Genomic DNA, 21,220 nt, shown 5'->3' with positions numbered 1-21,220 from the left:
GAATTTGTTCCGATATGAAGGCGAAAACTTTATATTCGGCGCATGCGGACACGGGCGAATATACGGGTTCCAGACGTTGTCGAAAGCGGGGGCGCTTCGTCAGCGAGCCGCGGGAATCCGGGAGGAAACATGTCCGCAGTTTGTGCGATCCACAGGGATTTGCGTTCCGAAACATTGAGTTCGGTCGCTGCGCGATTCAAAGGCAGGACGGTGCGCCTGTGTTCAGGCGGCCCGTTGATGACGGTGAACCAGGTCGTCCCGACGGCATTCGGTCCGCAGCTTTCCTGTGCGTGGTTCGAGTCGCCCGGGTCGACGAAACTGGTTCGGGCCGTATTCAGTACCGATGCGGTTCAGTTCGCTTCGGCGTAGTCAGAAACTCAGACGCTATAGCCCGAATTGCGCATCAACTCGCGCGACACCTCTGCGCCTCTGCCTTGCGCGTCGAATTGCTCGCGGAGTTTCGTGTCTGCCTTCCGGGTCACGCCGCGGTGCATCGCCACGATGATCGCGAAGAAAGCTATTAGAAAGATCGGTAAGGTAAGCATCACTTTGCTCCTGGCTCATCAGATCAGGCCGGATGTCTGTCTGTCTGCGTTGACGCTGATGAGGCGCATAGTCCGGGCCTGGCCGGGTCCAACCTGGCCGGGTCCACCAGCGTCCACCCCAACTGCCTGGACGTTCACGATTTATCATTCGTGACGTGAGATGCCAAAATACTCAGATAACCCGTAACGAGTCGGCGACCCGCCGACCGTGCGGGATGATCCGCCCCTCTTTGCCGGGCCGCGCGCCCGCATAGCGAAGACGGCCGGATACCCTTGAGACCAGGACGCCGAATCCCATCTACCTGTCGTGAACCAGCGTATTCGTCCCCCCTTGCCGCCTGAATGGCCCTTTCCGCCGTATCGCGACGTTTCCGGACGCGCCTTCGGCGATCTCGTCGCGCTGCAATATCGCGGCGCCGGCGTGTGGCTCTGGCGGTGCCGGTGCGGCGCCCACGTCACGGTCGCGCTGGCTGCCGTGGAGGGCGGCCAAACGCGCGATTGCGGTTGCCGTGAGCAGCGCCGCGTGTGGCGCTCGCGGCCGGGCTCGCCTGCGCTGAAGGGCGGCGAGGTGTTCGGCCAGCTCACGACGGATCGCTATGCGGGCGACGGCATGTGGGTTTGCCGGTGCGATTGCGGCAATGAGGTGACCGTGAGCGCCGGGCGCCTGCGGCTGGGCCAGGCGCGTTCGTGTGGCCGCTGCCTGGGCGCTTTAACCGGCTGAGCGATGCGCACTCGTCATGACTTGACTGGCACCCCGTAAGCATTGACGATGCGCTCGTCTTGCTCGGCTGCCGAAAACAACTCCCATTCGAGGCCGTTCACATCGACACTGCTCGAATAGCCGGTTGCCGCGTCGTCTTCGAATCCGACATGGCGCAGCATTCCCGCTTGCGCCGGCTTCTCGTTGATCGAAAAGTTGAGGAGGTCGGTGCGCCACATCGCGTACTGGCCTGGCACGACGGCTGACGGTGGCTGTCCGAGCCGCTGGCTATAGTCTGCGATCGACGCTTCGAGGTCCGAAACGGCCAGTGCGATGTGAAAGCGCTTCATGATGGGCTCCGTGATAGTTCGGCACATCGTAGGCCGGGCGCAGCCGCATAACCAGTTCAGCAGCCATTCTGGTATGCGGACTACTCGTCAGCCCTTCGCTCACTGAGGCACCGCTTCGCCCTCATTCTCGCGCTCCAGATAAGCCGCCACTGCCGACGCCTCCATCGGGCGGGAACAATAGTAGCCCTGAATGAGTGTCGCCCCGAGCGCCGCGACCGTTTGCAGTTCGGCCGCCGTTTCCACCCCTTCGACGATGCAGTCGAGTGACATCTGCCGGCTGAGATTGAGCAGCGTCCGAACCACGGTGAATGCCGTCGTGCGCTCCTTGAGACCGCTCACGAACATCCTGTCGATCTTCAGACTCGTGAGTGGAAGCTTGCACAGGTAAGAGAGGCTCGAATAGCCGGTGCCGAAATCGTCGACTGACAAACCGCAGCCGAGCGCACGCAGTACCTTGGCCGCTTTCTCGACCTGCTCGAAGTCCTTGGCCATCGCGGTTTCGGTGATCTCGAAGTCGAGCCGGGCCGGGTCGATGCCGCTGCTGACAATGCACTGCGCCAACTCTTTCACCGCGGACTCGCTGGCGAAATCGTGCGCGGAGAGGTTGAAGGACAAGCCGATATGCGCTGGCCATTGCTTCGCGCAGGCCAGGGCCTTGGCAAACAGCGCGAGGGTCAAGCCGTTGATGACCCCGTTGCGCTCTGCGGCAGGAATGAATTCGCCGGGTGGGACCGTGCCAAGCAACGCACTGCGCCAGCGCGCCAGGGCTTCGAAACCGACGGTGCGCTGGCGGTCGAGCGAGTAGATCGGCTGGAAAGCGAGGTAAAGCTCGCTGGCGAGATCGGGGGAGCGCAGCGCCTGGGCAATCTGCGACTCGCGAATGATGGCGTTGCGGTGCGTTTCCGAAAAGATGGTCACCGAGCCGCGCGAACGGCGCTTGCCTTCGTAAAGCGCGTAATCCGCTGTTTCGAACAGATCCGCCTTGTTGCGCGAAATGTGCGGATAGGTGGAGAAACCGATCGTCGCCCCGAGCCGAACGGAAATTTCGCCAACAAGGACGGGACAATGAAACACATCGCAGATGGTGCGACCGAGTTCCGAGAGGCCGGCGTCCGTGCAGTCGTCCGTGACAATGACGCCGAATTCGTCGCCGCCCAGCCTCGCGAGGGTTATCGTGCCGCGCGCCGCTTTGGCGAAGCGCGACGCGACTTCGGCCAGCACGTGGTCTCCCAGCGAGTGGCCGTGAATATCGTTGACGGACTTGAAACCGTCGAGATCGATGAGGCCCACCGCGAGCTGGCCGCCCGATGCCATGGCGGCATCGAAATGCTTGTCGAGCGAGGCGAAAAAGGCCCGCCGGTTGGGGAGATTCGTGAGGCTGTCGACATTCGCGAGGCGCTTGTTTTCGCGTTGCGTTGCCACGAGATCCGAAAAATTCTTGAATTGCGTGAATGCAACGACCAGCATCGCCAGCGAAACCAGTGACGTATCGATTGCGATCGCCTGGAATACGCCGTTTCCCGAACTCAGGAACGTGATGACGAGCGCGCCGTTGACGATGGCCGTGACGGTGAACGCTGCCTTGACGACGTTCATCAGGCAGAAGATGACGCCGATGACCGTAATGGCCATGTAAAAGGCGACATGAAGCTTGAACGCCGCGCCGCCATGAGGCAGCAGGGAGAGCGACCATGCCGTGAACGAGATGGAGAAGACCCAGGCGAGCCTGCCGGAATTGCGCAGGATCGTGGCCGCATCTTCCGCGCTGACATGGATCCTGGAGAGCCGCAACCAGGAGAGCACGCGTACGGAGCAAAATGCCGTGAGCACGAGCGGACAGATCACGCCTTGCCAGGCAGGAATCTCGTTCTCGTGGGGCAGCACCATGCCCCACGTGTTGACGACCAGCAGCCCATACATCATGGGTAACTGATAGATCATCACGCGCAACTGCGCCAGCTTCAGTGCCGTGCTGTTTCCGGCGATGAAAGTGCGCCGAATCGTTCCCCAATACTGGGCCACAACATTGAACATTGTCTTGCGAGTCGATGCCGTCCCGTCGCAACTGCCGGGAATGAAATGGAATAGCTTCGTTTACGACCGCTCGCATTATTTCTGGAGGAAACCGCGCGCTTTTCATTATTGTCGTCGTCGCGGTCCCTATTTTTCATCAGGCTTTCAACGTGTCTGTCGGTGTTCGCGCCTTTCGTTTCTTCAACGATGCGACGACTTCATCGACCATCGGGTGGTGACGATGCGTGTTCCAAAGCAGTGCCGCCGTGACCACCGAAATTTTTTCTTTCAACGGCCGTACGACCACATTACCGGGCGCGAGCCTGCGCATCGACGACGGGACGAGCGCCACGCCCTGGCCGCAGCCGACATAGGCAATTTGCGAAGTGACCGTGCGCACTTCGTGCGTGACGTGCGGCGTCAGGCCGTGCGAGCGGCAAACGGAAGTCAGGAAATCGAAATAAACCGGGCTGACCTGTCGTGACGACATCACCAGTTGCTCGCCGGCGAGCGCTTGCAGCCGCACGCGGGGCAGGGCGGCCAGGGGATGGTCCTTCGGCAGCGCCACAGCCAGCCGGTCCTCGGCCAGCGGCATCGTGGCGATGCCGCTTCCCACCTCGCCGTCGATGCGCACGAACGCGAGATCGAGTTCGCCGGCTTCGAGCATGTGAATGGCGTCGACGCTATCGATTTCCTTGACGAGCACGGTCAGTTGCGGGTGAGCGCGTTTGAGCGCATCCAGCACGGGTGGCACCGTTTCGAGCATTGCGGAGGTGATGGCCCCGACGTGCAACACACCCGACTGACCGGCGGCGACTTCGCGCACGACGCGCTCCAGCCGTTCGACCTGCCCGGCGAATTGCCGAACGGCCGGCAGTATCGCGGCGCCGGCCGGGCTGAGTTGTGTGCCCTGACGGGAGCGGTAGAACAGTTCCAGCTTGAGCGATTGCTCGAGCACCTTGATCTGTTCCGTGAGCGGCGGCTGTGACATGTTCAGGCGTTGGGCTGCGCGTCCGAAATGCTGTTCCTCGGCGACTGCGAGGAACATCCATAGCTGCCGTATCAGCCTGAAGTCGATCGTATTGTTCATGGTGGTCGTATTTTCCGGTGGCCGATTGCTGTTCCGGAAATCGTATCACCGAGATACGAAATGGGAAATTTACATATCAGACTATCGACGCGAGGATTACTGCACTTTCCAACGGAGCCGAGTGTGATGACCACGCCTTCCTTCCTCGATCGACTTGCATCACTGGACACCAACACGGTTTCCGATGCGCTCGACTTTCTCGGTCTGCGCGGCGCGACTTATGGCCTGCGTCCGCTTTGGGACTGCCCGAAGATCGTCGGCCGCGCCAGCACCGTCTTGCTCGGGCCGAAGCAAGATACCGAGCCCGGCGTGCACCTTATTTCTCCCGTCGTCGACGCGGTCACGACGAACGATCGCGTGCTGGTGATCGCGGGCGGCGTGGAGGGCGTTTCCTGCTGGGGCGACATCCTTGCCAATGCCGCCACGACGAAGCGGATTCGCGGCTCCGTCATCGACGGCATGAGCCGCGATATCGAAGGCAGCGAGGCGATCGGCTACCCGGTCTACGGCCGGGGCGTCACGATGATCAGCGCGCGCAATCGCGTGGTCCAGATCGACTCGGGCGAGCCGGTGCAAATGGCGGGCGTCACCGTGCACGAAAACGACTATGTGATCGCGGATCGATGCGGCACGGTGTTCGTTTCCGAAGGCCACATAGAAGCGGTGCTGGCGCTCGGTGAGCGGATCGCGCGCCGTCAAGACGGTATGGTGGCGGCCGTGCGCGCAGGGCGCCCGGTTGCGGACGTCATGCACGACAAGGAATTCGAGGCGATCGCGGTTCGATGAGCGACACAAAACTCCCCCCACTGAACCGCTTCCTCGCGGCAGCGAAGCCTTCGGCCACGTACAAGGTCATGGACCGTGTGGCCGCGCGGCGCGCGAGCGGCGCGGCCGTCATTTCGCTCAGCGCGGGCGAGCCGGATTTCGACACCCCCCAGCACGTGTGCGAAGCCGGCATCGCCGCCATTCGAGCCGGCCATACGCGCTATACGCAAGTCGCAGGGCTGCGGGCGTTGCGTGAAGCCATCGCCGGCAAGTTTCAGCGTGAAAACCGGCTCGACGTGGACTGGCGCGATACGCTCGTATGCAGCGGCGGAAAGCAGGTGATCTTCAATGCACTCGCCGCGACGCTCAATGAGGGCGACGAGGTTATCGTCCCCGCGCCGTATTGGGTGAGCTACCCCGAGATCGTGCAGTTGTGCGGCGCCCGCGCGGTAATCGTGCCGTGCGGCGCACAAAGTGGCTTCAAGCTGACCGCCGATGCGCTGCACGCCGCGATTACGCCGCGCACACGCTGGCTGATTCTGAATTCGCCATCCAATCCGACCGGTGCGGTCTACAGCCGTGCTGAGTTGCAGCAGCTTGCGCAAGTGCTGCTCGCCCATCCGCAGGTGCTCGTACTTTCCGACGATATCTATGAGCATTTGATTTTCGACGGCCTCGAATTTTTTACGGTTGCCCAGGTCGAAGCCCGGTTGCGTGAGCGCGTGCTGACGATGAACGGCGTATCGAAGGCGTATGCGATGACGGGCTGGCGCATCGGCTTCTGTACCGGTCCACGCTGGCTGATCGACGCGATGGAAAAACTGCAGGGCCAGCAAACGTCCGGCGCATCGACCATTTCGCAGCATGCCGCGCTGGCTGCGCTAAGCGGGCCGCAGGATTTCGTCGAGCGCTCGCGCAGGGTATTTCAGCAAAGGCGCGATCTCGTGGTCGATCAACTGAACAAGGCGCCGGGCATGCGCTGCGAGACGCCGCAAGGCGCGTTCTACGCCTTTGCCTCGTGCGATGACCTGATCGGCAAGACGACGCGAGGCGGCACATATCTCAAGGATGACGAAGCAGTTTCCAGTGCGTTGCTCGACGAAACCGGTGTCGCCACGGTGCACGGCAGCGCGTTCGGACTGGGCCCCTATATTCGTATTGCCTATGCGCTGGACGATGTGTCGTTGCGGCATGCTTGCGCTGCCATCCAGAATTTCTGCCACACGCTTGCGGAGTGACCACGATGCCTCAGGAATTTACCCATTCGGCGTTGTCGTTCGATGTGGACGGCACGGCGCTCGAAATCTCCGCCATTCATCGCGAGGGCGATAAGGCTCCCATCGTGTTCCTTCACGGGTTCGGGTCCACGAAAGAGGACTACGCGGATATCGTGCGTTACGCGGCGTTCGAGGGGCACCCGTTTGTCGCGTACGACGCCCCGGGCTGCGGCGAAACGCAGTGTGCCGATCTTTCGAAAATCGACATTCCGTTTCTCGTCGATACCGCGCTCGCGGTGCTGGAACGGGTCGGTTTTAGTCGCTTCCATCTGGTCGGACACTCCATGGGCGGCCTGACCGCGCTCATGCTCGCCCACCGGCACCCGGAGCGCGTGCTCAGCTTCGTGGATATCGAAGGCAATATCGCCCCCGAGGACTGCTTTCTCAGCAGGCAGATCGTGGACTATCCGCGCGCGGACGCCGAGCGCTTTTTCAGCGATTTCATAGAGCGCACGCGCCATGCTCCGGCTTATGCGAGTGCGCTCTATGCTGCGAGTTTGCGCTACAAGGTCAGGGCCGAGGCAGTGGGGCCGATTTTCCGGTCGATGGTCGATCTCTCCGATAACGGCGACTTGATGCAGAAATTCCTCGGTTTGCCGTTTCCGCGGATGTTCATGTACGGGGAGCAGAACGCTTCGCTTTCGTACCTCGATCACATTCGCGAGCAGGGCGTGGTGTTGGCCGAAATTGCGGATTGCGGGCATTTCCCCATGTATTCGAGCCCGGTCGCTATGTGGCGGGCCATTGCCGAATTTCAGCGGCACGCTTGATGATGCGCATCGGATAAAGGGGGGCTTGCCAACAGCAGTGCGGCCAGTCTCAACGGAATGATGCCGGCGCAAACGTTTGGCTTCCTCAACTATGTGGATGTCCCGCTGACGGGGATCCGTGTTGATCGGTTGGCATGCATTCGCGTGCCGCCGTGTGCTCGCTGCTCCGGCCTAAAGTTCGCGTAGCCGTTGCCGAAATACCAGTCATGGCGCGCAAACATCCTGACTATCCCGACAAACTTCCCATCTGGGCTGAGGCGCGCGCGCTCGAGGCGAGCATTCGCATCATCCGCCGTGCGCAGGGCAAGAAGAATCCCGAGGACTTCCCGGCGGGGAGCCCCGAGTGCACGGCTGCCATGGATGAGTTCGTGCGCGACGTCTGCCGCGCCCTCGAGATCGATATCGACACCCTCGGCAAGGGCTCCGGCGGCTTTTAAGGCTTGCTATCCCCGCCGGGCGGCTGTTCATGCCCTCCACGCGCGGGAATGCCGATTGCGCGCTTCGCAGCGACCGAAGACGAGTTCATGAGGTTGCGCGTGAAAACGGTTCTTACGCTCGCGTTGTCGTCGTGTCTCGGCGTGGCGTTGCTCGCGACCCAGCCAGCGCATGGCGCAGATCCCACTCCCACCCCCGACGCCTCGCCGCCGTGCGGCAAGCTCGTGGGGACAAACGCCGCCGGCGGCTTCGCATTGCGCACCGGCGAACCGGTCGATTTCGTTTCCGCAGGGCAGGCCACGCACGGCACGCTGCTCGTTTTCAGCGATGGATCCGTATTTCGCGCGTACTGGCAACCCGAAGGCAGCGAGGAGAAGTACGCGCTCGCCAACGCGGGTCCAGACAGCGTGCGTCTCGTCTCGACGCCGCCGCAGGGCACACCGGCCGGTGGCGCCCAGCCCGGCGTTGCCACGCAGCCATTGCAAGTGCTTTCGTGTCCGAAGCTTTAATGGCGCCTTAATTCCGCTTTCGGCCCATATCCCACCATGTGAACCGTCCTTTCGTATCGCGCCGCGAGCGACTAGTCTTTAACGATACCAAACGGACGAAAGGTCCGGCCTGCAACTGGCGCACCGCGCCGGACAGCCGGCCTCGAAGGAGACAGATATGGAGCTTGAAACCCGCACCATGGCGCGCGTGACGGCAAGGCTCGTGCCGTTCCTGATCGTTTGCTACTTCGTGGCGTATCTCGATCGGGTCAACGTCGGCTTTGCGGCACTGCAGATGAACAAGGCACTCGATCTCTCCGCGAGCGCGTTCGGCTTTGGCGCAGGGATCTTCTTCATTGCGTATTTCTTCTTCGAGGTGCCTTCGAATTTGCTGCTCGAACGGTTCGGCGCAAGGCGCTGGATCGCGCGCATCATGTTCACGTGGGGCATTATCGCGGGTGCGATGGCGTTCATTCCGGACCTTGCCCGCATCACCGGCATGTCGAACGCGCACGTATTCTATGGACTGCGTATTTTGCTGGGCATCGCCGAGGCGGGTTTCTTCCCCGGCATCATTTTTCTGCTGACGCTCTGGTTTCCCGCCAAATACCGCGCGCGCGTGGTGGGCTATTTCATGGCGGCCATTCCTTTGTCGACGGTAATCGGCGGCCCGGTTTCCGGCTCGCTGCTTTCGCTGGACGGCAGAGGGGGGCTTGCGGGCTGGCAGTGGGTCTACCTGATCGAGGCAATACCCGCGCTCGTGCTCTCGGTGTGCGTGCTGTTTTATCTGACCGACAAACCCGCCGATGCCAGCTGGCTCGCCGACGACGAGCGCCGCTGGCTCGTCGACCGCCAGGCGCAGGAGCGCCGTCATCGGGAGAAGGTGCGCACGTTCAGTGTGCTGGAGGCGCTGATCAATCCGCGCGTGCTGGCGGTGGCGCTGATCTATTTCGGTGCGAATGCAACCAATTACGGTCTCAGTTTCTTTCTGCCGCAGATCGTCAAGGCGTTCGGGCTCACGAACGTGCAAACAGGCTTCGTCACTGCGCTGCCCTACGCGGTGGGCGTCGTTTCGATGGTGCTATGGGGTCGGCATTCCGACCGCCGTCTGGAGCGCAAGCGCCACGTCGCATTTGCGCTGGCCGTTGCGGCCGCCGGTATCGCGGCTGCGGCTGGACTCGATAATCCGGTGCTCAAGATGCTGGCGCTTTCCATCGCGGGTTTCGGCATTTTCGGTTGCCTGCCGGTGATCTGGACGCTGCCGGCCGCGTTCCTTTCGGGCGCGGCCGCGGCCGGCGGCATTGCCGCCGTCAATTCGCTCGGCAATCTGGCGGGCTTTTTCGGCCCCTACGCGATGGGCTGGATCAAGGACAGCACGGGCGGCTTCGGCGCGGGCCTGCTATGTCTTGCGGGAGCCGGCCTCGTGGGCGCGGGCGCGGCACTCGTCCTCCACCACAACCCGGCGCTCGAAACGCTCGACGAATCGCCACAAACCGAAACGCACGGGGAGGGCGGTGTGGTGAGGCAGTGAGCGGTGCCTATGGTGCCGATGCACGCAATTCGCTCATTTCAGGCGGGCCAGGACAAGCGACGTGACTTTTCGATAAACGCGCCTGACCTGTGCCCATGAGAGCGCCAACTCGATGAGCCGCCCGCGCGCATTGAGCACGACGATGCGCGATTCGTGCTTTGTCTCACGATCCGCCCAGCGCACCTTGTAGTCGCCGTGCAGCGGCCGAAAGTCGAAGTCGCGGCCATGCTCTTGAGCCCATTGCGCGATGTATTCGATCAGCAGGTTCCCCACCGAGAACACGCTGAAGTCCTCGTCGTAGGTGGTGATCAAATACTCGACGCTGCGCGTGCCGACGAGATTGACCGATGCCGCCACCGGCTGCCCGTTGACCTGCACATAGGCGACGAGCGGCAGGCTGGCCAGGTCGGTTCGCTTCGCAAGGTCGATGAAGAAGTCGCGTACGCTGTCGTTCATCAAATAGGGCGATTCGATTCCACGCTTGAGCGCCCATTGGCGTTTGTTGGCGAATAGCCACCTCAATACGCGTTCGGTGTCCTCGGCGCTGTTGCACCACCCAAAACTCACTTCGCCTTCGCGCCGCAACCGCTTCGCGCTCGAACGCAGCGCGCTGCGCAACGTCGAATGCCGTGTTGCGAGGAAGTCATTCCATGTGGCCGCGGCGCGCAGGTTGATCGAATAGCCGGGCATCACACGCCAGCGCTGCGGCAGCGCGCGCTGCACCCATGACTGCGGCGCGGCGTCGAGCGCATGTTGCAGCGCGCTGCCGTTTTCCAGCATCGGAATGTGGAGTACGTCGGCGTGAATCCGCAAGACTGCCTGGACTGCCGCATCGTAAAGTTCCGCGCGGCGGGTGTCGGCGATCAGCGGGCCGCCGTATTCCTCGCCGCATCCGCAGCCCAGCGCCCGGGCCGATCGCCACGCGCCTTCGCGCGTGATGACAACGGGCCATAGCGCCAGAAGGTCACGCGCGTCGTGCACTGTCGCGATTTCGACCTTCGCGCCGCTCTTGAGCGCGGCCGCCACGGCAGCCTCGCAGTAGGCAAAGCTGATGAAAGGCGAATACGCCTCGGATCCCGTTAAAAGCGCACGCCATTGCGGCTCGAATGCACGAAACGCATCGACGGTCTCGCACGTGCGCAACGCGTACCGGAAGGAAGCAGCCGGCGACGAATCGTATATCGCCACGACGGAGGTCGGCACTTGCGTCTCCTGAAGAATTCGTGGTGCTTGTGATTCAGCCTTCAATGGAAGTGCTGAGGCGGTCTTTAGTCGTAATGCGGCGATTGCGGTCCGCGAATGTGTCAGGGCGCGCGCCGCGCACGCTTTGCCAGACGACGACGTTCTCGTGGTCCTCAGGCCCGAAGCCGACTTCGCCGTGATCGTACGGAAATACGCCGGCGAACCAGCGCTTCAAATGCGGGGAGCCGTCGAAGACTTCGCCGCACACAGGGTTATCGTAGACGATGAAAAGATGCTGGATGGTACCGCTCGCGAGGCCCGCTTCGAGCTTCTCCAGCAACGACGCCATCAACTCGGGCCCGAATGGATTGAACAGAAACACGACCACATTGCCCGACGGCACCTTCAAATCGGCGACATTGGCGTGCAATGCGCGAATGGGCGGCCGTTGCGGAAAGCGCCGCGCCATGACGGTCGCGTTCGCGTTTGCCGTTCTCACGAGGTCCGCGCTGATGTCGTAGCCGAGCGCCAGGGAGAATGGGTATTCGGAGGCGACGATCATCGGCCGGCCTTTGCCGCAACCGATGTCCATGAACGTGTAGCCGGTGATATCGCCCAGGGTGTCGAGCGCACGGCGGATGATCGTCGGCTGCGAGCCCATGTAAGGCCTGAGTTGGGCGGCAAGTTGGGCGTCGCGCTGCAGCGCATTGGCATCGACGAGCCCACTCGTGTCCGTCCCGTACTGAAGATCGATGGGGTGGCGCCGCAGGCACCCAGAATACACCGCGCGCAATACCGGGACGCGAATGCAGATGCGGCGTATGGGCGGTGTAAACATCACTCGCTGCACACTGTCGGGCAACCGGGCGACTGCATTGAGCAACGGTTGCTTCAGTGCGCGTCCGAGCGCGAATCGGGGGCCGCCTTGTGTCGTTGTTCGCATGGATCGATGCGCTGTGAACCTTCTGGTGAGGGGTTGCCGATCCATCATGATCGCCCGGTGCGGCGTCAGGTCGCCGCCATTCATCGGTTGGATTTCGACAAAATGGCACGAATCCGTGGCTTACTAACGAGTGTCATATGGCCGGCGTAGTGTTGAGCAGAGAGCCAGATCGTCGTGCGTGGCGCGCCCTTTTTCCCGTCGTCCGGCGAAAGCGCTTTCATGGCGGCGGCCCTCAATACTCTCCCTGATGTTTCCGCCTTTATTTCCGTGCCTTAATGAGTGCTCTCGCGTAGTTCGGCGGGAGTGGTGCTCCGGCTTCGCAAGGTATCGGTGCAGGTGGGTCTCCAGGTTTTTTCTACGCAATACCCAACCGGAAGAGGCGAGACGATGAACGCGCGAGTGGATGCTGAAGCGCGCCGTAAGCGGTATGCAATGCACCGCCTTGGCCTGGCAATGAAGCGGCTGATGAATGCCGAAGCAGAGAGCGAAATATTGATGGCGACGCGTTGGGTGAATGCCTGGAGCGCTTCCGTCGGCGAGCGGTGGTTCGCGGCAAGCCCGTATGGCAGGCTGAGCCAGGCGGCATTAATGCGCGCCCCGTTAAAGGGTTCGTCAGGTCCCCGTAATGTGCTGAAATCGGGACGACAATCGTCAATATGAAACAAAACGCATATTTAATTGACCGATAGGGGCGCGAAACGATATTGTCATAATTTAGACATTTTCGCGCTTACCCTTGGCTCTTGCAGAATACGAAACCACCCATCCACTGAGCGTCGAACTGGATGGTGTGAACTACGCGGGCGCTTACCGCGTGATGACCGGAAGCGTCATCGTCTACTTCGAAAACGAAATCAAGTTCGCGCAGTACGGAACGAATCGTCCCGAGATCATCGCCCGCTGGGTGTTGACGGACCTCTGCCGTAAATCCGATTCCCGCAGGCGCAAAGCTGCCAGGCGTTGATGCACGCGCGCCGTCATTGAACTCCGCCCACGTTTGCTCATCCCCCATCAACGCGACGATTTTCAGCGGCGTTTGTGGACGCTACTGAGCGGTTACGGTTTTGGGTGCGGGGTCGTCGCTTTTATCGCCTTGCCATTGCGCGCGGATTTTCGTGACGACAACGGCAGGCAGCGGAATATAGTCCAGTGCCTGAATTGTCGGCTCGCCGTGCGCGAACGCCCAATCGAAGAACTTCAGCGTCGCCGTGTTACGCGCCGAGTGGTCCGGTGTCGCCTGCAACAGCACGTAGGTCGCGCCCATCACGGGCCATGCGTCCTTGCCCGGCTGATTGGTCAGCACCTGAAAGAGCGAACTTGACCAGTCCGCATTCGCGGCGGCTGCGGTGAATGTATCGATGCCCGGCTCCACGATCTCACCCGCCGCGTTCGTCATGGCCGTGTAGGTCAGATGATTCTGCTTCGTGAAGTCCCAGGCGACATAGCCAATTGCCCCGGGCAGATAGCCCACGAACGTGGCGACGCCTTCATTACCATTACCGCCTATCCCCAGGGGCCAGTGAACACTGGTGCCTTCGCCCACCCTGCGTTTCCATTCGGGGCTCACCTGCGAGAGATAGTGCGTCCAGATCAGCGTCGTGCCCGAACCATCGAGACGCCGCACGACGGCGATCGGCGTGTCGGGCATCTTGATCTTCGGATTGAGCCGCGCGATGGCCGGGTCGTCCCAGTACAGGATCTTGCCGAGAAAGATCTGACCCAGCACCTCGCCGTTCAGCATCAACTGCCCGGCCTTGATGCCTGGAAGATTCACGACCGGAACCACGCCGCCGATCGCGGTGGGGAACTGCCGTAATCCATCCTTGCTCAATTGCTCGCTCGTGAGCGGGGCATCGGAGCCGGCGAAGTCGACCGCGTGCGCGACGATTTGCTTGATGCCGTCCGTGGAGCCGGTACTGCGGTAGATGACCTTGCCGCCGCCGGATTTCTGGTAGGCGGTGGCCCAGTGGGTGTAGAGGGGAGCGGCGAGCGTGCTGCCGCATCCAGTCACGTCTTCGGCATGGGCCGTCAACGCACAAACGCCGCAAACGAGCGCGGTAATCAGGGGGCGCAATGGTCTCACGAGCCTCTCCCGTTATTCATGTTCTATGGGATGTCGCGGAGTCTGTCTGGTCCGCGTAGTTTCAATTACAGGATGGTGACAGGCTGGATTCAAATTGAATCCAGCTATCGTGTTGCCGTTTTCCAACGAGGCGTTGTGTGCGTTTGCGCGAGCAGTTGATGAGGATAACAAACGAAATAGCCGAATCGGAAAAGAGGCTGAGCCATTCGATTTCCGCAGAGGAAAACGCGTGAACGAAGCCGCATCTTCGCAATGCGAATCTTTCATAAGATTTCGTTACGGCAAGCGGGATCGGCCCCGAGTTCGTCGTGACAAAATGCTTGCGCTTCCTTACGGATATGCTACAGATGGCCTGCATAGTCATGCAGGAACGGCCGGGCGCTTGCAGCGCCCGGTTTTTTGTCACGGCGGCGTTTGCGCTATTGGCTGTTGAATTTCGCAACGAGTGGGCAGAACACGTCGCGTAACGCGGTCGTGCCGAAGCGCCGCTCGCTGCGGCTTGCTTCCACGTCGATGCGGCCGGTGTTGTAAACGTCGTACAGATCGGTGATGAGCCGGCCGTGATTGTCGCTGAGTCCGGCTTTGAGAAGCATGGGTGTCCACGCTTCGCGCGGCAGCGCAAGAGGCATGATCGTGCGGCCGCTCGCCTCGCTCAGTGCCGCCGCGATGTCGATCACGCTGACTCTCTGCGGCCCTTCTATGCTCACGATTCTCGTCGTGTCAGACCGATGCGATTCGAGCAGCAACTCGGCGCTCGCTGCGCCAACGTCCTGTGCGGCGACAGTGGGAAAGCGGCGCTCCAAGGGTAGATGGAGGCTTGGCAGCGTACCGGTTGCGAGCGCGCCGGGAATGAACGCCGCCCAGTTCTGCATATGTTCCGCCGAGCGCAGCAACGTCAATTGGGTTGCAATGGGTTTCAGCCGCTTTTCCAGGTAGTGATATAGCCGCGTGATGCCCGTATTCAACGGCAGTTCCGCGCCATAGTCGGAAATGGCGAGCAGCGTGGCGGGTGGGTTTTCGCGCAGGGCGTCGGTCGCGACGTCGATCATCTTGCGCATGGTTGTTTCGGGATCGCTATCACCGGATGGGACGGGGCATAGCAGTTGAACGGCGTGAGCGCCTTTGATCGCGGCCGCGACCGATTGCGCGTCGGTCAGATCGGCGAGGACAATTTCGCAGCCCAGCTCAGCGAGAGCTTCGCCCTGGCGAGCGTGGCGCACGACGGCGCGCACGGGCTTGCCTGCACGACGCATCGCGGCGGCGGTGACGCGCCCGGCTTTGCCCGATGCTCCAAAAATCACATACATGATCGCTTTCTCCTGGTTTGCGTGGTCTGCCTCATCGTAGGCAGACGAACGCCGCATGGCGCGCAGGAACGGATGGCGTTGCGCAGAAACGGATGATTGAATACGCCCACTATTGCGCGGTGCGCGAGCGCTTCCGTATTCCAGTAAACTGGCCGCAAACATCGCACGATTTCCCGCACGGCTTGAGCGTCGAAGAGGAATGCCATGAGCGCACTGACTGCAGATTCGATCCGCAATGCTGGAACGAGCGTTAGCTTGCGTTCGAGCGCTGGATTGGGCTGGCAGGGCGGCGGTGCGGAATTGCTGCGTGTTAGTGCAGGGCAGCATCGCTTTCCCGCGATGACGTATCACCGTATTGGTATTCATGTCGGCACGCCGGTGCGTGCGCGATGCGCTTGCGACGGCCGACGTCAATCGCGGCTCCAGGCCCACGGCGACGCGGATGTGGTGCCTGCCGGGGTCGAAGGCGAATGGACTGACGAGTCGGACTGCACGATTCTGCGCGTGTGGTTCGATGACCGCTTCGTGCGATCGATTGCGGAGCAAATGGAGAACCCGTGGGGCAGGCGTGAGATCCAGCCGCATCTCCAGTTGCGCGACCCGCGTATCAATTCGCTGGCGGGCGCGCTGTTGGCCGAAATCGAAGCGGGAACGGCTTGCGACCCGCTATTTGCCGAGAGCATTTCCACCGCAATGGTCGTGCGGTTGCTTGGTGCAGCGGATTCGCCGCTACGAGGCCGCGCCGCCGTGCTGGCAGCGCACAAGGCGGCGCGCGTGACCGATTACATCGAGAGCCATCTCGATCAACGCCTCACGCTCGGCGAACTCGCCGCGCTCGTCGACCTGAGCGTGCCGCATTTCAAGGCGTTGTTTCGTGAAACGCTGGGTATGCCGGTGCATCAATATGTCGTGCGGCGGCGCGTCGAACGCGCGAGGGCGCTGCTCATCGAAGGCAAACTCGGCCTGAGCCAGGTGGCGCTCGAAGCGGGGTTCGCGCATCAAAGCCATATGGCGCACTGGATGACGCGGCTTCTCGGCGTCACGCCGCGCGAGTTCGCGAATCGTTCGTGAAAGCGGCGAAATCGTGAGGCGTTGAATCGCCGCTGCCGCGCGCGTTACCGGTTGACATCCACCACGAGCCGCCCGCGCACATGCCCGGCGAGCAGATCGCTGGCGGCTGGAATGGCCTCGGCCAGGCCGATTTCCCGCGTAATCGTATCGAGCTGCTTCAGGTCGAGCGTTTCTCCCAACGCGTGCCAGGCTTGCTGCCGCTGAGCAAACGGTCGCGTCACGCTATTGATGCCCAGGAGGCTCACGCCACGCAGAATGAATGGCGCGACCGTCGCGGGAAGATCCATGCCCTGTGCGAGGCCACAAGCAGCCACCGCACCATCCGCGCGCAGGCTCGCGCAGACATTTGCCAATGTGTGGCCGCCGACCGAATCGATCGCGGCAGCCCAGCGTTCTTTTTGCAGCGGGCGGCCCGGCTCCGATAGCGAAGCGCGATCGATGACTTCGACGGCGCCGAGTTGCTTCAGGTAGTCCGCCTCTTGCAGCCTGCCGGTCGAAGCCACCACGCGATACCCTCGGCGCGTGAGCAGTGCAATGGCGAAGCTGCCCACGCCTCCGCTCGCGCCGGTGACGAGCACGTCGCCGTGCGCGGGCGTGATGCCGTGCCGTTCCAGCGCGAGAATGCAGAGCATGGCCGTGTATCCGGCCGTGCCGACTGCCATCGTTTGCCGCGGCGTGAAGCCCGCCGGCAGCGGAATGAGCCAGTCGCCCTTGACGCGCGCTTTCTGCGCGAGCCCGCCCCAATGTTGTTCGCCAACGCCCCAACCGTTGAGCACGACCGCGTCGCCTACCGCGTAGGCAGGGTTCGCGCTCTGCGCGACTGTCCCTGCGAAATCGATTCCCGGAACCATGGGAAAGCTGCGAACGACCGGGCCCTTGCCCGTGATCGCGAGACCGTCCTTGTAATTCAGCGTGCTGTAGCCGACATCGACGAGCACGTCGCCTTCCGGCAGGCGCGCTTCGTCGATTTCGGCAACGCGGGCTTCATACGATCCGGATTCCTTATCAATAAGTATGGCCTTGAACATGATGCATCCTGCTCCTGAAACGGTGAACGGTTGGCGTTGCCGCGGCTTACGCGCGCGGCAACCCCGCGATGAAACCTCTAAAAAATGTATCGAGTGGAGCGGCGCTGCGCACGAGCCTCGCGCGCAGCACGGCGCCTTCCCAGCCTATCCAGAAGAAAGCGGCCAGTGACGCAAGGTCGATGCGCTTTGCGAGCACGCCTTCGCGCTGGGCATCTTGCAGGCATGCCACGATGCGCGCTTGCCAGCCCTGCAGAATGCGTTCGAGTGTTTCGCGGAAGTCGTCGGGCAGGATGTCGACCTCTACGCCGAGGTTGCCGACGAGGCAGCCGCGTGTGTAGCGGTGGCGGGCCATGCCCTTGCTGGCGTCTTCGACGAAGGCGCCAAGCCGTTCCAGGGCAGGGCGCGTGTCGTCCTGCAGCCAGCGGTCGAGCTTCGCGCAGAAGTAGGCATCGTACGCGGTCATCAATTCGCGCCCGAATGCTTCCTTGCTGTCGAAGTAGTGATAGAACGAGCCCTTGGGAATGTTTACCCGCTTGAGCACGGCATCGAGCCCCGTGGCCGCGAAGCTCTGTTCGGTCAGCATTTCCATGCCGGCGCGAATGAGCGTGTCGCGTGTGTCGGCGTGCGCGCGCGGGTCTTTCGGCGGCCTGCCGCGGCGCGGTTTGGCGATGGTCGAGTCCATGTCGCCGATATTAGACCGATCGTCTATAAAATTCAAGCGCGCGGTTGTATCTTGAGCCGCTAGTGGGCCAGCGCTTCCAGTTCTCCCCGCAGCACGCCCCACAACGTGCGGGCGGCCAGCAAGAGCAGCAGAGGCGTGACTGTCGCGAGCAGAAAGATTGCGATGCCGTGCGTGATGGGGCCCGGGGCATGATCGGCGTAACGCTCGGCGCAACTCACCGAGCCCGCGAGCGGAAAGCTCACGGCCCACCACGAGAGCCGGAAGGGGCAGGTGATCGCGAGATAGCGCAACCGGCCGACGAGCACGGTGAGCAGGAACAGCGTGAGCATATAGAGCGCATCGGCGAAGCGGTCAACTTCTCCCGTCACGGTCACATAGGCCGAAAAGCCCACGGCGAACGGCGCGAGCAGAATGAGGAGCGTCGGCTGCAGATTGTTGGCCATGGGCTCCTCGAACATGAGGCGCGAAAAAATGAGCGTGAAAAGCGGCACAGCGAAAAAGAGCCCCACGGCGAGCGCGAGCATCAGGACGCCGTTCACGCCCGTGATCTGGATGGCGGGCGTGGCGAGCGGGATATCGATGAGCCCGACGACGGGCACGATCCACGTGGGCGTGGCGTGGGACGGTTGCTGACGCTGACTGAGCCAGCGCATGATGACGAACCACGCGAACACGATCATGCCGATGGTGCCGATGATCCACACCGCGCGCGCGAACGGCACGCTCAAGTCGGCAAGCGGGATGGGCAGCAAAAGCAGGCTGATGAACAGGGTCCCGAAGAGATTGCCCGCTACGGGATGATCGAACTCGGCTTTCACGGCAGTGGGGCCGGTGAGCCATTTCACGGCGTACCCGAAGCCGATCATCAAGAAGGCCAGCACGGCGAGCACACCGATCAACTGCGCGATCCACAGCGGCATGCCGTACATGCGGTGCGCGAGCCGCCATGCCGACGAGAGCCCGGCAAGCCCCATGACCGAGCCGAACAGCGCGACGGGCAGGTAACCGAGTCGTCCGGCTTGCGCGGTCGCCTTGGGGCTGCCAAATGAGGCCGGCGTATCGAGATCGCTCATGCGTGGCTCCTGGCCGTTTGAAAACACACCGTTGGATGTTTTCAAATATCTGCAATGCGAAATATTTGTGGCGACTTCACGCCACACGCGATCATAGCGGCTCGATTGTGATTGCGCGTTTAGGCGAGTTCACGCGCCTTGATCGTGTCGCCGGCGCGCACGAAATTGCCGGCGCCGAGATGGTGGATCGTGTGCAGGTCGGCGTTGCTGCTGTCGAGTTCCCAGTGGCCATTGCGGAAGGCGCGCGGGTCGGCGGCAGCGGCGATCACTTCGGCGAAGCACGTATCGTAGGCGTCTTCGGTATGCCGCTCGGGAATCAGGCGGCATTCCATCCACGCAGAGCAGCCTGCTTCGAGCAGGGGCAAGCCGAGCTTCGGGCCCGTAATGGCGGCGATATTGAAGCGCTGGAACTTGTCGGTTTCGCGGCCGCTCACGCTGCCCACGGCGTAGGTCAGATCGATTGCGGCGGCGCCCGGGATGATCACGCCGAACGTGCCGCTCGCGTTGATGAGTTCGCGCGTGAACGTGCGCTTGTCGATCACGATGGCGATGCGCGGCGGCGTGAATTCAACGGGCATCGACCACGCTGCCGCCATGACGTTGCGGCGCTTGCCGTCGCTGCTGGTGACGAGCACGGTGGGGCCGTGATTGATGAGGCGGCTCGCATGTTCGAGCGCCACGGGCGTAAAAGTCGAGAGGGTTTGCATCGTATGCTGGATTCGCGGTGAGTCGGAACCCGAGCGACTTTACCTTAGAAAGCCGAAATCTGCGGCGCGAGCCCATCACCCTGGCGGCTGAAGTGAACCTCAAGGCGCGACAGGCGGCAAATTCGCCTGGAGATAAATCGACATCGGCGTTTGCAACGGCAGGCTCGCAGCCGCGCCGCGGTTGTAGTGGGCGAGGATGACCTCCACGGCGCGCACGGCTTCGACGAAAGGGCTTTGGTCCAGCACGGCGTCCATCACGCCTTCGGCGAGCAGCGAGCGGCTGATTTCGGTGAGTTCGTGGCCGATCAGGATGGTTGCGTGCTCACGCTTGAGCGCCTTCAGCGCGCGCGCAATGCCTTCGTCGCCCACCGAAAGATTGTAGATGCCGCGCAATGCGGGGTACTTCTTGAAGGCGTCGCGTGTGAGGCGTTCGGTCGAGGCGGCGTCTTCGCGGCTTTCCACCGTGGCCACGACCTCGCATGCCGGAAAGCGGCTGCGCAGCACCGAGCGGAATGCGCCGTCGCGTTCTTCGTGGCCGAGATAGGTGCGCAGGCCCGCGATCACCATGACCTGGCCGCCCGTATCGCCCAGAAAGCGGCCCATCAGTTCGCCCGCGGTGCGCCCTGCGCAGCGGTTGTCGATGCCCACGTATGCGAGGCGGCCCGTATCGGGCAGATCGCTCGCAATGGTGACGAGCGGCATCTTGCGCGCCACGCGCGAGAGCGCGTCCACCACTACGGGATGCTCATAAGCCACGACGATCATGGCATCTGCTTTCTGCGCGGCGCGCTCGATCACGCGCGCGAGCGACTTCGGTTCGAGGTCGTCGAAGAACGTGAGCTGACACATCACGCGGTAAGTTTCGAATGACTTCTGCGCCAGTTCGAAGCCGTGACGCAAGGCGATGTAATAGGGCGAATCGGGCTTCTGCGTGACGATGGCGATGCGCAGCCAGCGTACGGACACTTCGTCCAGCGCCCGGTCCATCTTGAGCTTGCGCGCCCATTCGAGCACGCGCGCTTCCTTGTCTCGCGCCACGCCGCCTCGCCCGTTCAACACACGCTCGACCGTGGAATAGCTCACGCCCGAGGCCTTCGCGACGTCTTCCATCGTGGGTTTGCGTCTCGTGTTCATGCGCGCTTTCCGTACTTTTCATTAGAGGATTGGTCTTGAGGAATTT

The 21,220-nt window shown here is 62.2% G+C and carries 24 protein-coding genes; 11 read left to right on the top strand and 13 right to left on the bottom strand.

Features of this window, described 5'->3' with window-relative positions:
• Positions 1–42: 42 nt before the first annotated feature.
• Positions 43–369, top strand: coding sequence for a DUF2158 domain-containing protein (locus tag E1N52_RS45620; protein WP_133189453.1), 327 nt, complete (start codon positions 43–45; stop codon positions 367–369).
• An 8-nt stretch (positions 370–377) separates the two neighbouring features.
• On the opposite strand, the gene E1N52_RS44380 is transcribed toward E1N52_RS45620, so the two are convergent.
• On the bottom strand, positions 378–545 hold the full coding sequence (locus E1N52_RS44380) for a hypothetical protein (protein WP_165979539.1): 168 nt from the start codon (positions 543–545) through the stop codon (positions 378–380).
• Between the two features lie 307 nt (positions 546–852).
• Here E1N52_RS44380 and E1N52_RS37445 point away from each other — a divergent pair, with 307 nt between their 5' ends.
• Positions 853–1,266 carry a hypothetical protein gene (locus E1N52_RS37445; protein WP_133189451.1) on the top strand — a complete coding sequence of 138 codons (414 nt, stop codon included), beginning with the start codon at positions 853–855 and terminating at the stop codon, positions 1,264–1,266.
• A gap of 14 nt (positions 1,267–1,280) precedes the next feature.
• Here E1N52_RS37445 and E1N52_RS37440 read toward each other — a convergent pair whose 3' ends face one another.
• The 3 genes from E1N52_RS37440 to E1N52_RS37430 form a co-directional block, all read right to left on the bottom strand.
• Positions 1,281–1,595: a VOC family protein gene (locus E1N52_RS37440; RefSeq protein ID WP_133189449.1), complete on the bottom strand. Its 315-nt coding sequence runs from the start codon at positions 1,593–1,595 to the stop codon at positions 1,281–1,283.
• Between the two features lie 99 nt (positions 1,596–1,694).
• Positions 1,695–3,629 (bottom strand): putative bifunctional diguanylate cyclase/phosphodiesterase, encoded by a 1,935-nt coding sequence (locus E1N52_RS37435; RefSeq protein WP_205965733.1) that lies wholly within the window; start codon positions 3,627–3,629, stop codon positions 1,695–1,697.
• A gap of 136 nt (positions 3,630–3,765) precedes the next feature.
• The gene (locus tag E1N52_RS37430) at positions 3,766–4,698 is read right to left on the bottom strand and encodes a LysR substrate-binding domain-containing protein (protein WP_133189447.1); all 933 of its coding nucleotides are present in this window, start codon (positions 4,696–4,698) and stop codon (positions 3,766–3,768) included.
• Between the two features lie 126 nt (positions 4,699–4,824).
• Here E1N52_RS37430 and E1N52_RS37425 point away from each other — a divergent pair, with 126 nt between their 5' ends.
• From E1N52_RS37425 to E1N52_RS37400, 6 genes are all read left to right on the top strand, one after another.
• Positions 4,825–5,484 carry an RraA family protein gene (locus E1N52_RS37425; protein ID WP_133189445.1) on the top strand — a complete coding sequence of 220 codons (660 nt, stop codon included), beginning with the start codon at positions 4,825–4,827 and terminating at the stop codon, positions 5,482–5,484.
• The gene (locus E1N52_RS37420) at positions 5,481–6,701 is read left to right on the top strand and encodes a pyridoxal phosphate-dependent aminotransferase (RefSeq protein WP_133189443.1); all 1,221 of its coding nucleotides are present in this window, start codon (positions 5,481–5,483) and stop codon (positions 6,699–6,701) included. Before E1N52_RS37425 ends, E1N52_RS37420 begins: the two co-directional genes overlap by 4 nt.
• 5 nt (positions 6,702–6,706) lie before the next feature.
• Positions 6,707–7,510, top strand: coding sequence for an alpha/beta fold hydrolase (locus tag E1N52_RS37415; RefSeq protein ID WP_133189441.1), 804 nt, complete (start codon positions 6,707–6,709; stop codon positions 7,508–7,510).
• A 206-nt stretch (positions 7,511–7,716) separates the two neighbouring features.
• The gene (locus E1N52_RS37410) at positions 7,717–7,947 is read left to right on the top strand and encodes a hypothetical protein (RefSeq protein WP_133189439.1); all 231 of its coding nucleotides are present in this window, start codon (positions 7,717–7,719) and stop codon (positions 7,945–7,947) included.
• A 99-nt stretch (positions 7,948–8,046) separates the two neighbouring features.
• Positions 8,047–8,454, top strand: a complete 408-nt coding sequence (locus E1N52_RS37405) for a hypothetical protein (RefSeq protein ID WP_425468196.1) — start codon at positions 8,047–8,049, stop codon at positions 8,452–8,454.
• Positions 8,455–8,611: 157 nt separating this feature from the next.
• Positions 8,612–9,964 carry an MFS transporter gene (locus E1N52_RS37400; RefSeq protein ID WP_133189437.1) on the top strand — a complete coding sequence of 451 codons (1,353 nt, stop codon included), beginning with the start codon at positions 8,612–8,614 and terminating at the stop codon, positions 9,962–9,964.
• A gap of 33 nt (positions 9,965–9,997) precedes the next feature.
• On the opposite strand, the gene E1N52_RS37395 is transcribed toward E1N52_RS37400, so the two are convergent.
• Both E1N52_RS37395 and E1N52_RS37390 read right to left on the bottom strand, forming a co-directional pair.
• On the bottom strand, positions 9,998–11,167 hold the full coding sequence (locus E1N52_RS37395; protein ID WP_133189435.1) for a GNAT family N-acetyltransferase: 1,170 nt from the start codon (positions 11,165–11,167) through the stop codon (positions 9,998–10,000).
• Positions 11,168–11,201: 34 nt separating this feature from the next.
• Positions 11,202–11,984: a class I SAM-dependent methyltransferase gene (locus E1N52_RS37390; protein WP_133189433.1), complete on the bottom strand. Its 783-nt coding sequence runs from the start codon at positions 11,982–11,984 to the stop codon at positions 11,202–11,204.
• Between the two features lie 492 nt (positions 11,985–12,476).
• Here E1N52_RS37390 and E1N52_RS37385 point away from each other — a divergent pair, with 492 nt between their 5' ends.
• The gene (locus tag E1N52_RS37385; RefSeq protein WP_133189431.1) at positions 12,477–12,749 is read left to right on the top strand and encodes a hypothetical protein; all 273 of its coding nucleotides are present in this window, start codon (positions 12,477–12,479) and stop codon (positions 12,747–12,749) included.
• Positions 12,750–12,825: 76 nt separating this feature from the next.
• Entirely contained in the window at positions 12,826–13,053 is a 228-nt protein-coding gene (locus E1N52_RS37380) for a hypothetical protein (protein WP_133189429.1), read from the top strand.
• An 81-nt stretch (positions 13,054–13,134) separates the two neighbouring features.
• On the opposite strand, the gene pstS is transcribed toward E1N52_RS37380, so the two are convergent.
• Entirely contained in the window at positions 13,135–14,172 is a 1,038-nt protein-coding gene (gene pstS / locus E1N52_RS37375; RefSeq protein WP_133189427.1) for a phosphate ABC transporter substrate-binding protein PstS, read from the bottom strand.
• 419 nt (positions 14,173–14,591) lie between these two features.
• Positions 14,592–15,479, bottom strand: a complete 888-nt coding sequence (locus E1N52_RS37370) for an NmrA family NAD(P)-binding protein (RefSeq protein WP_133189425.1) — start codon at positions 15,477–15,479, stop codon at positions 14,592–14,594.
• A 204-nt stretch (positions 15,480–15,683) separates the two neighbouring features.
• On the opposite strand from E1N52_RS37370, the gene E1N52_RS37365 reads away from it, so the two are divergent.
• Positions 15,684–16,550, top strand: a complete 867-nt coding sequence (locus tag E1N52_RS37365; protein ID WP_133189423.1) for a helix-turn-helix domain-containing protein — start codon at positions 15,684–15,686, stop codon at positions 16,548–16,550.
• 44 nt (positions 16,551–16,594) lie between these two features.
• Here E1N52_RS37365 and acuI read toward each other — a convergent pair whose 3' ends face one another.
• The 5 genes from acuI to E1N52_RS37340 all read right to left on the bottom strand — a co-directional run bounded on the left by acuI (position 16,595) and on the right by E1N52_RS37340 (position 21,174).
• The gene (acuI, locus tag E1N52_RS37360; RefSeq protein ID WP_133189421.1) at positions 16,595–17,578 is read right to left on the bottom strand and encodes an acrylyl-CoA reductase (NADPH); all 984 of its coding nucleotides are present in this window, start codon (positions 17,576–17,578) and stop codon (positions 16,595–16,597) included.
• A 46-nt stretch (positions 17,579–17,624) separates the two neighbouring features.
• A complete protein-coding gene (gene acuR, locus E1N52_RS37355; RefSeq protein ID WP_133189419.1) occupies positions 17,625–18,260 on the bottom strand; it encodes an acrylate utilization transcriptional regulator AcuR in 636 nt (211 codons plus the stop codon).
• 59 nt (positions 18,261–18,319) lie between these two features.
• A complete protein-coding gene (locus tag E1N52_RS37350) occupies positions 18,320–19,333 on the bottom strand; it encodes an SLAC1 anion channel family protein (RefSeq protein ID WP_133189417.1) in 1,014 nt (337 codons plus the stop codon).
• Positions 19,334–19,452: 119 nt separating this feature from the next.
• A complete protein-coding gene (locus E1N52_RS37345) occupies positions 19,453–20,040 on the bottom strand; it encodes a flavin reductase family protein (RefSeq protein WP_133189415.1) in 588 nt (195 codons plus the stop codon).
• Between the two features lie 99 nt (positions 20,041–20,139).
• On the bottom strand, positions 20,140–21,174 hold the full coding sequence (locus E1N52_RS37340; RefSeq protein WP_133189413.1) for a LacI family DNA-binding transcriptional regulator: 1,035 nt from the start codon (positions 21,172–21,174) through the stop codon (positions 20,140–20,142).
• Positions 21,175–21,220: the final 46 nt, after the last annotated feature.

It is taken from the genome of Paraburkholderia guartelaensis (assembly GCF_004353905.1).
Lineage (GTDB): Bacteria > Pseudomonadota > Gammaproteobacteria > Burkholderiales > Burkholderiaceae > Paraburkholderia > Paraburkholderia guartelaensis.
Note: the sequence above shows the minus strand (reverse complement) of the source record. Positions and strands in the feature narration are given on the sequence as shown.

Coding starts and splice junctions, on each gene's coding strand:
- E1N52_RS37340 (WP_133189413.1), bottom strand. CDS start 21,174: ATGAACACGAGACGCAAACCCACGATGGAAGACGTCGCGAAGGCCTCG.
- E1N52_RS44380 (WP_165979539.1), bottom strand. CDS start 545: ATGCTTACCTTACCGATCTTTCTAATAGCTTTCTTCGCGATCATCGTG.
- E1N52_RS37415 (WP_133189441.1), top strand. CDS start 6,707: ATGCCTCAGGAATTTACCCATTCGGCGTTGTCGTTCGATGTGGACGGC.
- E1N52_RS37370 (WP_133189425.1), bottom strand. CDS start 15,479: ATGTATGTGATTTTTGGAGCATCGGGCAAAGCCGGGCGCGTCACCGCC.
- E1N52_RS37410 (WP_133189439.1), top strand. CDS start 7,717: ATGGCGCGCAAACATCCTGACTATCCCGACAAACTTCCCATCTGGGCT.
- E1N52_RS37425 (WP_133189445.1), top strand. CDS start 4,825: ATGACCACGCCTTCCTTCCTCGATCGACTTGCATCACTGGACACCAAC.
- E1N52_RS37350 (WP_133189417.1), bottom strand. CDS start 19,333: ATGAGCGATCTCGATACGCCGGCCTCATTTGGCAGCCCCAAGGCGACC.
- acuR (WP_133189419.1), bottom strand. CDS start 18,260: ATGGACTCGACCATCGCCAAACCGCGCCGCGGCAGGCCGCCGAAAGAC.
- E1N52_RS37365 (WP_133189423.1), top strand. CDS start 15,684: ATGAGCGCACTGACTGCAGATTCGATCCGCAATGCTGGAACGAGCGTT.
- E1N52_RS37435 (WP_205965733.1), bottom strand. CDS start 3,629: ATGTTCAATGTTGTGGCCCAGTATTGGGGAACGATTCGGCGCACTTTC.
- E1N52_RS37345 (WP_133189415.1), bottom strand. CDS start 20,040: ATGCAAACCCTCTCGACTTTTACGCCCGTGGCGCTCGAACATGCGAGC.
- E1N52_RS37390 (WP_133189433.1), bottom strand. CDS start 11,984: ATGTTTACACCGCCCATACGCCGCATCTGCATTCGCGTCCCGGTATTG.
- E1N52_RS37385 (WP_133189431.1), top strand. CDS start 12,477: ATGAACGCGCGAGTGGATGCTGAAGCGCGCCGTAAGCGGTATGCAATG.
- E1N52_RS37430 (WP_133189447.1), bottom strand. CDS start 4,698: ATGAACAATACGATCGACTTCAGGCTGATACGGCAGCTATGGATGTTC.
- E1N52_RS45620 (WP_133189453.1), top strand. CDS start 43: ATGCGGACACGGGCGAATATACGGGTTCCAGACGTTGTCGAAAGCGGG.
- E1N52_RS37400 (WP_133189437.1), top strand. CDS start 8,612: ATGGAGCTTGAAACCCGCACCATGGCGCGCGTGACGGCAAGGCTCGTG.
- E1N52_RS37440 (WP_133189449.1), bottom strand. CDS start 1,595: ATGAAGCGCTTTCACATCGCACTGGCCGTTTCGGACCTCGAAGCGTCG.
- E1N52_RS37420 (WP_133189443.1), top strand. CDS start 5,481: ATGAGCGACACAAAACTCCCCCCACTGAACCGCTTCCTCGCGGCAGCG.
- acuI (WP_133189421.1), bottom strand. CDS start 17,578: ATGTTCAAGGCCATACTTATTGATAAGGAATCCGGATCGTATGAAGCC.